At 61.5% G+C, this 10,100-nt stretch carries 11 protein-coding genes and 3 pseudogenes; 6 read left to right on the top strand and 8 right to left on the bottom strand.

The window, feature by feature from the left end; all coding sequences use genetic code 11:
• The 3 genes from EN859_RS32220 to EN859_RS32210 form a co-directional block, all read left to right on the top strand.
• Positions 1-319 (top strand): transposase (locus tag EN859_RS32220; RefSeq protein WP_135913564.1); only part of this gene is annotated, 319 nt, incomplete at its 5' end.
• A gap of 211 nt (positions 320-530) precedes the next feature.
• The gene (locus EN859_RS32215) at positions 531-1,487 is read left to right on the top strand and encodes an FAD-binding oxidoreductase (RefSeq protein ID WP_245525814.1); all 957 of its coding nucleotides are present in this window, start codon (positions 531-533) and stop codon (positions 1,485-1,487) included.
• 143 nt (positions 1,488-1,630) lie between these two features.
• The gene (locus EN859_RS32210) at positions 1,631-2,806 is read left to right on the top strand and encodes an MFS transporter (RefSeq protein ID WP_127856631.1); all 1,176 of its coding nucleotides are present in this window, start codon (positions 1,631-1,633) and stop codon (positions 2,804-2,806) included.
• A gap of 81 nt (positions 2,807-2,887) precedes the next feature.
• On the opposite strand, the pseudogene EN859_RS32205 reads toward EN859_RS32210, so the two are convergent.
• The 3 genes and pseudogenes from EN859_RS32205 to EN859_RS39835 all read right to left on the bottom strand — a co-directional run.
• A pseudogene (locus EN859_RS32205) lies at positions 2,888-3,121 on the bottom strand (transcriptional regulator); the annotation flags it as partial.
• A gap of 227 nt (positions 3,122-3,348) precedes the next feature.
• A complete protein-coding gene (locus EN859_RS32200; protein ID WP_281015651.1) occupies positions 3,349-3,933 on the bottom strand; it encodes a sulfotransferase family protein in 585 nt (194 codons plus the stop codon).
• 37 nt (positions 3,934-3,970) lie between these two features.
• A complete protein-coding gene (locus EN859_RS39835) occupies positions 3,971-4,192 on the bottom strand; it encodes a hypothetical protein (protein WP_245525818.1) in 222 nt (73 codons plus the stop codon).
• Between EN859_RS39835 and EN859_RS39830 the strand changes: the two genes are divergently transcribed.
• Positions 4,176-4,559: a hypothetical protein gene (locus EN859_RS39830; protein ID WP_245525817.1), complete on the top strand. Its 384-nt coding sequence runs from the start codon at positions 4,176-4,178 to the stop codon at positions 4,557-4,559. The genes EN859_RS39835 and EN859_RS39830 overlap by 17 nt on opposite strands.
• Positions 4,560-4,565: 6 nt before the next feature.
• Here EN859_RS39830 and EN859_RS39825 read toward each other — a convergent pair.
• Together EN859_RS39825 and EN859_RS32190 are read right to left on the bottom strand one after the other, a co-directional pair.
• Positions 4,566-4,874: pseudogene (locus EN859_RS39825) on the bottom strand (VOC family protein); the annotation flags it as partial.
• A 356-nt stretch (positions 4,875-5,230) separates the two neighbouring features.
• Positions 5,231-6,613, bottom strand: coding sequence for a glucoamylase family protein (locus EN859_RS32190; protein WP_348632956.1), 1,383 nt, complete (start codon positions 6,611-6,613; stop codon positions 5,231-5,233).
• Positions 6,614-7,152: 539 nt separating this feature from the next.
• Between EN859_RS32190 and EN859_RS32185 the strand changes: the two genes are divergently transcribed.
• The gene (locus EN859_RS32185; protein WP_127856633.1) at positions 7,153-7,431 is read left to right on the top strand and encodes an HU family DNA-binding protein; all 279 of its coding nucleotides are present in this window, start codon (positions 7,153-7,155) and stop codon (positions 7,429-7,431) included.
• A 16-nt stretch (positions 7,432-7,447) separates the two neighbouring features.
• On the opposite strand, the gene EN859_RS40590 is transcribed toward EN859_RS32185, so the two are convergent.
• Positions 7,448-7,720 carry a hypothetical protein gene (locus EN859_RS40590; RefSeq protein ID WP_348632958.1) on the bottom strand — a complete coding sequence of 91 codons (273 nt, stop codon included), beginning with the start codon at positions 7,718-7,720 and terminating at the stop codon, positions 7,448-7,450.
• Here EN859_RS40590 and EN859_RS40585 point away from each other — a divergent pair.
• A complete protein-coding gene (locus EN859_RS40585) occupies positions 7,601-7,918 on the top strand; it encodes a WGR domain-containing protein (RefSeq protein ID WP_348632957.1) in 318 nt (105 codons plus the stop codon). The genes EN859_RS40590 and EN859_RS40585 overlap by 120 nt on opposite strands.
• Here EN859_RS40585 and EN859_RS40580 read toward each other — a convergent pair.
• Together EN859_RS40580 and ligD are read right to left on the bottom strand one after the other, a co-directional pair.
• Positions 7,899-7,960: pseudogene (locus tag EN859_RS40580) on the bottom strand (hypothetical protein); the annotation flags it as partial. The gene EN859_RS40585 and the pseudogene EN859_RS40580 overlap by 20 nt on opposite strands.
• Before the next feature lie 158 nt (positions 7,961-8,118).
• Complete coding sequence (ligD, locus tag EN859_RS32170) at positions 8,119-9,975, bottom strand: DNA ligase D (protein ID WP_245525811.1); 1,857 nt, start codon at positions 9,973-9,975, stop codon at positions 8,119-8,121.
• Between the last annotated feature and the right edge of the window lie 125 nt (positions 9,976-10,100).

Here is a 10,100-nt window from a genome sequence, read left to right as displayed (position 1 = left end):
CCAGGCGCCGCGGCAGGCGGCGGCCGACGGCGGCTATGCCAGCCGCGAAAATCTGCGCCGGGCCAAGGCCTGGGGCGTGCGCGACATGGCCTTCCACAAGAAGAGCGGCCTCAAGGTCGAAGACATGGCCAAAAGCAATTGGGTTTATCGCAAGCTGCGCAACTTCCGCGCCGGCATCGAGGCCGGCATCTCCTGCCTGAAACGCGCCTACGGCTTGAGGCGCTGCACTTGGCGCGGGCTCGACCACTTCAAGACCTATGTCTGGTCCTCTGTGGTGGCTTACAACCTCGTACTCTTCACCCGCCTCAAACCGATCTGACGCCACTCATCCGACCGCGCTCAGTGGTGGGCACGCCGGCGGGCGCTGGCCGATACCCCCCTATGCTGACGTGGCCGCTGCAAATGCTCTCGCTCGCGATCTGCACGCCCTCGTGCCACCAAGCGCGCCAACCAGCACCGGTTGCGCGGCCAAACGACCCTTGAAACCTCAGAAAAACTGCCCTTTATGGACGCGCACTAGACTAGGCGGCATGAAGATAATCGTCGTTGATCCCGAGCGCCGCATCGCCAGGGCCGAAGCCGGCCTGACCCTCGGCGAGTTCGACGCAGCCACGCAGGCACACGGCCTCGCCACGACCATGGGCGTGAACAGCGACACCGGTATTGCCGGCCTGACGCTGGGTGGTGGCTTCGGCAAGCTCGGGCGAAAGCACGGACTGAGCTGCGATAATTTGATTGCGGCTGAAATTGTCACGGCTGACGGACGGTTGTTGCGGACAAGCGCCAGCGAGCATCCCGACCTGTTCTGGGCCTTGCGAGGCGGCGGCGGCAATTTCGGCATAGTGACGGCGTTCGAATACCGGCTGCACCCGCTCGGCACGGCGCTTCTCATGGGCTCGGTGCTGCACGCCTACAGTCACGCGCGCGAGGCCATGCGGTTTTACGATGAATTCTCCCGCGACGCCCCGGACGAGGTGAGCGTCGATGCCGCGCTCGTGACGCTGCCCTCCGGTGACCGGGCCTTCTGCATCTCGGCTTGCTATGTCGGGTCACCCGAAGCTGGCGGACCTATCATTGCGCCGCTGATGAAATTCGGATCCCCCATCGACAGTCGCCTTCAGGCCATTCCTTACCTCCAGATTCAATCGGCGGGCGACAGCCTCTTTCCACGCGGGCGGCGCTATTACTGGAAAGCGCAGTTCATGCGCGAGATCAGCGATGGTGCGATCGAGGCGCTGCTCGACAGTTACGCGAGGGCTCCCAATCACTCCTCCCTGCTGGTTTTCCAGCAGGTCGGCGGCGCGATCGCTCGCGTGCCCGCGTCGCACTCGCCCTATGCCAACCGCGATGCGGCCCTTGACCGCTTCCCGATCGCCATCTGGGACGATCCGGCCGATGACGAGGCAAATACCCGCTGGGCGCGCGACCTGTGGAATGCGGTCAGACCACTTCTCAACCGGCGGCGTCTATGCCAACAATCTCGGTGATGAGGGTGACGAGCGCGTGCGTGATGCCTACGGCGCCAATTATGCGCGCCTCGCCGCCATCAAGAAGCAATACGACCCGACCAATTTCTTTCGATTGAATCAGAATATCAGGCCTGGATAATTCGCAAATCCGTGGGGGAACCGTGCGCAGTCGCTGGACGATCCTTGCTGTCCTGTTTGTCGCCCGCGCCGCAATGGCGTTTCAGTTTCAGAGCGTCGCCGCCGTCGCGCCCCTGGTCAGCGACAGCCTCGGTGCGAGCCTGGCCGACATAGGTATTCTGATCGGTCTCTATCTTGCACCGGGACTAGCGTTGGCCCTGCCCGGCGCGACCATCGGTCAGCGCTATGGCGACAAGGCGACCGTTCTCGCCGGCCTCGCGATGATGCTGGCGGGTGAAATGCTGATGACGGCGTCGGCGTCCTGGAGCCTGCAGATCGGCGGCCGATTGATCGGCGGCACAGGCGGTGTCCTCCTGAATGTCCTGATGACCAAGATGGTCGCCGACTGGTTTGCCGGACGGGAAATCGCAACCGCCATGGCCATCTACATCAACTCGTGGCCAGCAGGCATCGCTATCGCTCTCATGCTATTGCCGGCAATCGGGACGACGTTCGGGATGACCGCCGTGGGCACTGCCGTTTCAGTCCTGATTATCGTCGGCATCGGCCTCATGGCCATCGTCTATCGCGCCCCGGAGGTATTGCCCGCCGGTGGGATCGAACGCCGCGGCATTTCTGCCGGGACCACCTTCGCCCTCATCACTGCCGGCCTGATCTGGTGTCTCTACAATGTCGGCTTCGCAATGGTCTTCAGCTTCGGCCCCTCAATGCTTGTCGAGCGCGGCTGGTCCAGCCCGGAGGCGGGATCGGCGACCAGCGTGGTGCTTTGGCTGGCCACCCTTTCGGTCCCCCTGGGTGGCTTGCTGGCCGATCGCAGCAAACGCGGCGACGCGGTCCTCACCGCGGGCTGTGTCGGTTTTGCACTCCTAATGCTCGTTCTGTCGCGAAGCGGACCAGTGCTTCCCCTCATCATTACCATGGGGGTCGTATGCGGCCTGCCTGCCGGCGCGATTATGAGCTTGCCCGCACGGGTGCTCGATCAAAGAACGCGATCGATCGGGATGGGAGTGTTCTACACGGTCTACTATGCCGGCATGTTGGCCGCCCCGGCGATCGGCGGCAAACTTGCGACTTGGGCCGGTACAGCAACCATCGCGCTCGATTTCGGCGCTGCCGCACTCCTCCTTTGTCCTTTCCTCCTTTGGTCATTCCACCGGATCAGCCGCCTCCCACGGGCGATGGTGGTTCCATCCAGGTAAGGCGGCTAGTCGCGCCGATACCGCTGGTACCGCGACATCAGCACGGTTGTCCCGGCTCCCGGTCTGACCGATTCTGTGGCACTACTCTGGCAGTCCAGCAGTACGCAGCGCATCACCAAGGCACCCCGCGAGCGCTGGAGCACAATTCACGCCCGCAAACTGGCGGCTATAACTGAACGTTGGATGCAGTTCGAGCACCCGCGCGGCAGCTGCCCTCGCTTCTTCCAGCCGGCCGAGTTTGGCAAGGGCAGCGGCCAATTGCGCGTAAGTGATGCTATGTGCGGGATTGGCCTGAACGGACCGGTAAGCGGCGCGACTCGCATAGGCGTCCGTTCCGGTGCAATTCCGGCCACCGGTGCCGTTGCCGTCTGATTTCAGCACTAGACGAAACTGATCTCTACGGCCGACATGGGGCGCAAAGCCGTCGTTGAAAATTGATGGGACGGCGGTCGCCTGTAGGTTAGAAATTAACGCTACCCCAACTCGGGTTCTGACCGTCGTCGCGAGCATCGTCGTGACCTGACCCATTGCATACGGTCAGACTAGGCCGACTGAAAGTCCCTGGTGTTGTTGCGATTGGGATAGGACTGGTCCGGTACTGGGACACCGAGATGCCGACACAGCGGCGTCCACCCATCTCCCAGATTGTGGACCAGCAGCCGACCCGGCGGCACTGTCGCAACGACCGCCCTTACATTGGCTTCGTAGACGGCTATGGCATTGGCGCGATCGTGCGGCAGGCCGCCGAAGACCTGCCTGGAGATCAAGGTAAGGCTCAGCGACTCCTGATCCTTGCTCTGGCTGATGCCTGCCAGGATCGTTTTCTCGAAGCTTTTCCACCAGCTTTCCGGCGATCGGTATGTCAAGATGACCCGGGCGTCCGGATAGAACTCAATCAGATCACGCCAATAGTGCGCCGAGGGCCAGTCGATGCAGGACGCGTAGCCCGCAAACAGCTGGTTCCAGTCTGGTGCCGCGCCCTTCGCCAGCGCACGCCAAAGCCGCTTCTGGTCTTCATTGGCCATGACTTCGAACATGTGGTGACAGGGGCCGAAGCCAAGGATCGTCAGCGCCTCGCGCATCGAATCCGTTCCCGTCCGGCCAAAGCCCGTTCCAATTACCTTCATCGCCATTGTGCCCCGGTTCAGACCTACACCCGTCAGATCAGTCGCTTGCGAGCACCATCCGCAGGCGGTTTCCCTCAGTGTCGGAGAGGTCCAGCGCCCCCTCCGTTTGCACCGAGGACACGTGCGCCTCGCCGAGACGTCGCGCGACGGCCGCGATGTCTTCCCGGGTGGGAAGCACGACGGTAAAATGCTCCAGACCTGCCGCGCCGAGCGGTGGCTCCTTCAGCTCGTCGCGAGCCCAGATGTTGAACGCCACCATGTGTGGGCGTTCCTCGGTGCCGCAGTCGAAACAAGCCAAACGTTGCAGACTGGATATGTGGCCTGAAGCCAAGCACGCTGAGGTAGAACACCATCAGCGTTTCGGGCGACCGCGCGCGCATATGAATGTGACCGATGAAGGTGTCCGCCGCCAGCGGAACTTTGATACGGTCCGCCGGGTCGAGCTCCTGCAGCAATCGATCGATATCCAGAGGTTCCAGCCCGGAATGCCTTGTGCCGTCCTTGGCGACAAGCGAAACACCGCCGCCAGCCATCGCTTCCCTAGAAGCGAAGCGCTCGGGTGTGTCGAAGCAGATCTCGATCCCATTGCCGAAAGGGTCGGAAACGTAAAGGGATTCCGAGATTAGGTGATCCTGAGCGCTGTGCCTCAGGCCGGAGGCCCGCAGCCGGGCGGCGACTCGGGCCAATTCCTCGCGTGTCGTGACATGGATGGCGACATGAAAAAGATCGCGGGACTTTGACGGCAGGACGTTTGTAGCCCCGGCGTGCAGCACAATAAGGGTCTTGCCGTCGACGCCGAGTTCGGCGATCCCGCCGTCCCTGGTCAGGGTCGAGAGGCCGACCACGTCACGCCAGACCGGTAAGGCGGCTGGAATGTCGACGACGCGCAGATGAACCGGGCCGAGACGGGTGGTGTCGGCTAGAATTTCTTGGCTCTTCATCGGCCGTTGTCTCCCTGCAGCGCTGGAACATATAAATTACCAGATCGCATCCTTATGTGATATGGTCAAATATTGGCCGAGAAAAATTAATAGAAACAAAGGAGGCCGCGATGAGAGATTATTTTTCATTTCAGCTATTCATGAGAATGTCGGCTGCGTTATTTATTGGTGCCGCTATCTATTTCATGGTTTTCGGGAATACATGATAGCGCTTGGAGCCCGCGCTTAGACTTTCTCGAGACCAAATCGCTGACATTTCCCGATCCTGAGCAGTAGCTACGACGCGGCGGGGACGCGCTTCGCGAACTGCTCCCACCTGCCAGCAGATCACTCAGGGAAAAAACCATCCTGCGGCGCTAGGTGCAACCCAGTGGGGCCATACCCGCGGCAGCTCGTGGCCCCCGAGCAAACGTTGATGTGTCGAGGTGCTGGCTGGTGAAGCCCAGCCTCGCCAAGCCCCTGCGCACTTCCGGCGCGCCCATGAACAGTCTCCACAAAAGCCCTGTACGATGGTTCTCGATCATCGCGATGATTGGCCCCTGATTGATCGCCAGATATGTCCGGGAGTACCAGTTGCGAGGTTCGCAAAACGCGTCGACAAAGCCGAAGCGGCTCCATATGCGATTTCGAGGCTTGGTCAAGAAACCGCGCAGTGCGCGCATCGCTTCCCCCGGAGCATAAGGGAAACTCGACAGGGCAGCGGACGGGGTGATTACGCCAAAGTCCCTGTCAGGTGCGCTCGCGATGTATCCTCGCGGCCCATGGCTCGCGGTCAGACCCCAGCAGTCAGGGCCGTATCCCAGATGGTTATGGGGATTGCGGACGCAATGCCGATAATTGATCTGCGTATGACGGAGGTTCTGTTGCCAGTAGTCGGCGTATCGGTCGCTCAGTCCTCGTGGATCGAGTCCGCAGAAGGAATATTGCGAAAAGAAGAGCGGACCACCAGAATCCATTCCCAATGGCAGGACGATCCCGTAATGATCGCGCCCGTTTCGAAAGTCGGATCCACCAGCAAAGCCTTCGTGATAGATGCCCGGATCAATGGGGTGGCGAGTTGATCCCGCCGCCAGCACGAAGGTGAGCATGCATTCGTTCCAACCGCTGATCGGGCTGTCCATCGCCCAGCCGTGGTTCGGGCTCCAGTGCCACATCAGTTGCTGGGCCCCGCGTGTGAACCAGTTCCACTCGGCCTGTGACAACAGCGCGTTCACGCTATGGCGAAGGCGTGCTTCCTCGGTTGCCATCCCGGCGAAATACTCGCGGGCGCAGATCAGACCTTGAAACAGGAAAGTGGTTTCGACCAGATCAGCGCCGTCATCCTTGCGACGGAATGGAATTGTGGCACCGGTACGGCCATTAATGAAATGCGGGAACACGCCGTGGTAGCGCGGCGAGCTTTCCAGGAAATCCAGCATTCGCTGCAATCGGCATAATGCCGCCGTGCGATCGATCCATCCGCGCTCAACAGCAACGATGATTGCCATGATGCCGAAGCCAGAGCCGCCAATAGCTGCGAGATCGTTGGCCGGAGCACCGGTGGTCTTCTGACGATCTCGGGCAAGACCACTGACGGGATGTGCGCCTTCCCAGAAGTACCGGGCCGTTTGCCGTTGCACGATATCCAGCAGCGCTTCATCGTCGAGCTCGCGAACGTTTGGCGGGAGGTCGGGTGCTTGGAGCGTGCTGGGAATCATCGAGCCGGTGTTCCTGAAATGGGCATACAGACCGCCGGTCAATATGTCGTGTCAGGTGAAATGCCGCCATAGGCCCAACCGCCTCGCCCGGCCCCTGGCTATCGTGTCTCGGCCGCTTCGCGAGTGCTCCCAGGCATTCTAGCTGTCCCTACGACCTGCTCGACGTAAACGGTTCATCCGGGGGGTCGAGAGACATCGAAAAGAGCAACGCTGCGCCGACTGTCGGGAAGAGCATGGAGCTGTGTGGATGCGAGACTGGCCGAAGGACGAGCTGCTCCGCCATGGCCGGGAGCTTCCCATGGCGGAGCGTATTCGGCGCTACCAGCACAACATCCGCACCATCCGTGAGGCGGGATGTGCTGTGCCTACGCCTGCAAGGATCGACTCGCTGGATCCGGCTGAGATCGAGCTCTGATTTGCCGATAGCCGTTTCGTAGCAATCGGCTGGAGAATGCAATCTCGATCCTCGCATCCGAAATCGACGATGGTGACGAAGCATAGACCCTCCAGATTCTCGGTATCGTCAGGATGACAATAGTGTTCTAGGTTCGCCGCCCATCAACAGAGAAGGGTCGAACCGAATGACGACAACAAATGAAATCGCCGACAAGATCGCCGCCGAGCAGAACCTGACGAAGGCGCAGGCCAAGGCGATCGTCGAAAGTGTGTTCAATGAAATTTCGGACGCGGCGCGTTCGGGTGCGGAGACCAGCATTCCTGGCTTCGGCAAGTTCAAGGTGAAGGATACGCCGGCGCGCGAGGGCCGTAATCCTTCGACCGGCGCCACGATCAAGATCGCGGCGTCCAAGAAGCTCTCCTTTACGCCGGCGAAGGCGGTCAAGGATGCGCTGAACGGCTGACGTTCGCGCCGACCCATCACGGGAATGCATCGATCCGGGTCCGGTGATTCAAACCAATCATTGGACGCCGGATTCCGGCTGCGCGATTCTGCTCGGCGTGATCGGGCAACAATACCAGCTCTATGTCGAACGTCGGGAACCGAGCCGGAACATGGCGCGGTTTTACGCGCTGTCGATCGAGGAGACGCTGTTCCGCCAGGCCCGGCTGGTGCGCCGCTGGGGACGGATCGGAACGACCGGCCGAATGGTCCAGCATTCCTTCGATGACGAGGGCGCGGCCGTGCAACATTCCTCCAGCTGCTGCGCGCCAAGCGGAACCGAGGCTATCGACCCAGGTCGGCTCCTCGGCATGCAGAAGCGGCCCCGTCAGCGTGACGGTGCCGAAGACGTCATGCCTGGTTGGCGAGTTCGATCAGCACATCGCCGTGGCACGCCTGCGGCGCACACCAGCAGACGAGATCACGGCCGCGCAGTTCGTCCAGCGTAGCAGATCGGGCTGAGATGCGAGCCACGCGCGATATTTCGCGATGACCTCTTCGCGTGAGCCATCGCGGCCGATGACGAACGGGTTTCGGCTCTGCTACGTCCGCGGACCTGGAGGGCTTTTGATTGGACTCGCACAACTCAGCTGAACCTCAGCGAGCGCGTCTCACACGGTGTCGGTTGTTAGACCAGGACTAGCTGCCGCTATCGGACTGCTTTTCGGATGCGGGATGTCAGCGTCTGTTCGACGTCGAAATAACCTTCCCAGGCGTCGGGCTGCTGAGCCCGCGCAGCAGCGGCGAAAACGTCGAATGCGCTCGCACTTTTGAAGCTCGGCAGCTCATCCCAGGTCACGGGTACGGCACACTTGGCACCAGCTCGCGCCCGGGTCGACCAGGGACAAATTGCCGTGGCGCCCTGGCCGTTGCGCAGATAGTCGAGGAACATGCGGCCCTTGCGCCTCGCTTTGCTCATGTTTGCAACGAAGCGGGAGGGATCGGTGCGGGCCAGCAGTTCGGCGAAGTCCTGGCAGAAGCTCTTGACCGCTTCCCAGTCGGCCTCAGGAACGAGTGGAACGACCACATGCACGCCCTTCCCCCCGGACAGCAGCGGCCAGGATTGAAGACCGAGCGCTTCCAGAACGCCCCGGATGTCGAGGGCTGCCTGCTTGACGTCATTGAAACCCAGTCCCTCGTCGGGATCGATGTCGAAGATCATGCGGTGCGGCAGTTTCGGTTGCTGGCGCAGGCTGCCCCAGACGTGGAATTCGAGCACGTTCATCTGGACGCCGGCGATCAGCCCCGCTAGGTCGTCGACCCAGAGGATGCGGCTTTCCTTGCCGGACATTTTCTCCAACTGGCCGTCATGGACGGCTTTGGGCATCCCCGGCAGCTTGTGCTTCTGAAAAAACGTCTGCCGCAGGTCGCCGTCAGTGTCGCGCACCAGTGAAAGCGGCCGATCCTGGATGTGCGGCAGCATCTTCTCAGCGACTGCTGCGTAATAGGCGGCGAGCCTCGCCTTCGTCACTTCTCTGCCAGGATACATGACCTTGTCGGGATGCGTCAGGGTCACGCCAACCGCACGGGCGATCTCCTTGCCGATATGGGGATCCAGCTTGGCCGTGGCGGCGGTCGCGATCGTCTTGGGCGTTTCCATCACCACCTGGTCGGCGCGCTTGTCTTCGCGCATCCCCTCAAAACTCGGGTGACGCAGGCTGCCGTCGGGTGTCACCTCGGAATAGGTGACCTCGGCGACGAGCTCGGGCTTTACCCAGTTGGCGCGGCGCGCGATATCGCGGGGCACGGATACGAAGGCGGGCTTGTCCAGAGGCCGCTTCTCCAACTGCGCGAGGATGGATCTGCGCATCGCCTCGGTGAACCCAGTGCCGACACGGCCGCGGTAGATCAGCTTGCCATTCTCGTACGTACCAAGGATGAGCGAAGCCATGCCGCGGCCAGTGTCACTGGGGCGGTAGCCGCCGACGACAAATTCCTGTCTTTTCGTGCACTTGATCTTGAGCCAGCTGGCGGTGCGGTCGCCGACATAGCGACTGTCGGCGCGCTTGGCGATGATGCCCTCATGGCCACCCGCGCACATCGTATCGAAGACCCTTTTGCCATTGTCGGCGATATGGCTGGAGAACTGCAGGCTGTCGTCCGGGTCCCTCTCGCCCAGAAGTTTGGCAAGCCGTTCCTTGCGCTCGAGCAGGGGCCGGCTGGACAGATCCTCGCCGTTCAATTCCAGCAGGTCGAATGCGTAGAACTTGAGCGGCATGCCCGCGGCAATTCCGGATTTCAGCATGGAGAAGTTGGTGCGGCCTTGGCTGTCGATGGCGACGATCTCGCCGTCGATCAGCGCCGACCCCTTGGTGAGTGCCTGAAGCGGCGGCAGGATCACCTTGAACTGGCGGGTCCAGTCGTGGCCGTTGCGGGTATAGACCACGACCTCCGATCCGGAGATCGCGGCCTGCGCACGATAGCCGTCGAACTTCATTTCGAATAGCCAATGCCCGCCGCCCGGTATGTCGTCGGTCAGCGTGCAGAGCTGAAACGGGCGAAACATGGGGAGTGGGTATTTCTGGGTAGACTCTGAGTCCCTGCGCCGTGTGCGCTTCTTGCTGAGGGCGGCCTCTACCGCCGACATACGGAACTCGAATACATGGTGCGATTCAATACTCTGCCTGGGGA

It is taken from the genome of Mesorhizobium sp. M00.F.Ca.ET.216.01.1.1 (genome assembly GCF_004010325.2).
Taxonomy (GTDB): domain Bacteria; phylum Pseudomonadota; class Alphaproteobacteria; order Rhizobiales; family Rhizobiaceae; genus Mesorhizobium.
This window is presented reverse-complemented; position numbering and strand designations above follow the sequence as displayed.

Excerpts from the sequence above, each read along its gene's own strand:
- EN859_RS32215 (WP_245525814.1), top strand. The coding sequence starts at position 531 with ATGAAGATAATCGTCGTTGATCCCGAGCGCCGCATCGCCAGGGCCGAA.
- EN859_RS32200 (WP_281015651.1), bottom strand. The coding sequence starts at position 3,933 with ATGAAGGTAATTGGAACGGGCTTTGGCCGGACGGGAACGGATTCGATG.
- EN859_RS39830 (WP_245525817.1), top strand. The coding sequence starts at position 4,176 with ATGTTGAACGCCACCATGTGTGGGCGTTCCTCGGTGCCGCAGTCGAAA.
- EN859_RS39835 (WP_245525818.1), bottom strand. The coding sequence starts at position 4,192 with ATGGTGGCGTTCAACATCTGGGCTCGCGACGAGCTGAAGGAGCCACCG.
- EN859_RS32185 (WP_127856633.1), top strand. The coding sequence starts at position 7,153 with ATGACGACAACAAATGAAATCGCCGACAAGATCGCCGCCGAGCAGAAC.
- EN859_RS40590 (WP_348632958.1), bottom strand. The coding sequence starts at position 7,720 with ATGTTGCACGGCCGCGCCCTCGTCATCGAAGGAATGCTGGACCATTCG.
- ligD (WP_245525811.1), bottom strand. The coding sequence starts at position 9,975 with ATGTTTCGCCCGTTTCAGCTCTGCACGCTGACCGACGACATACCGGGC.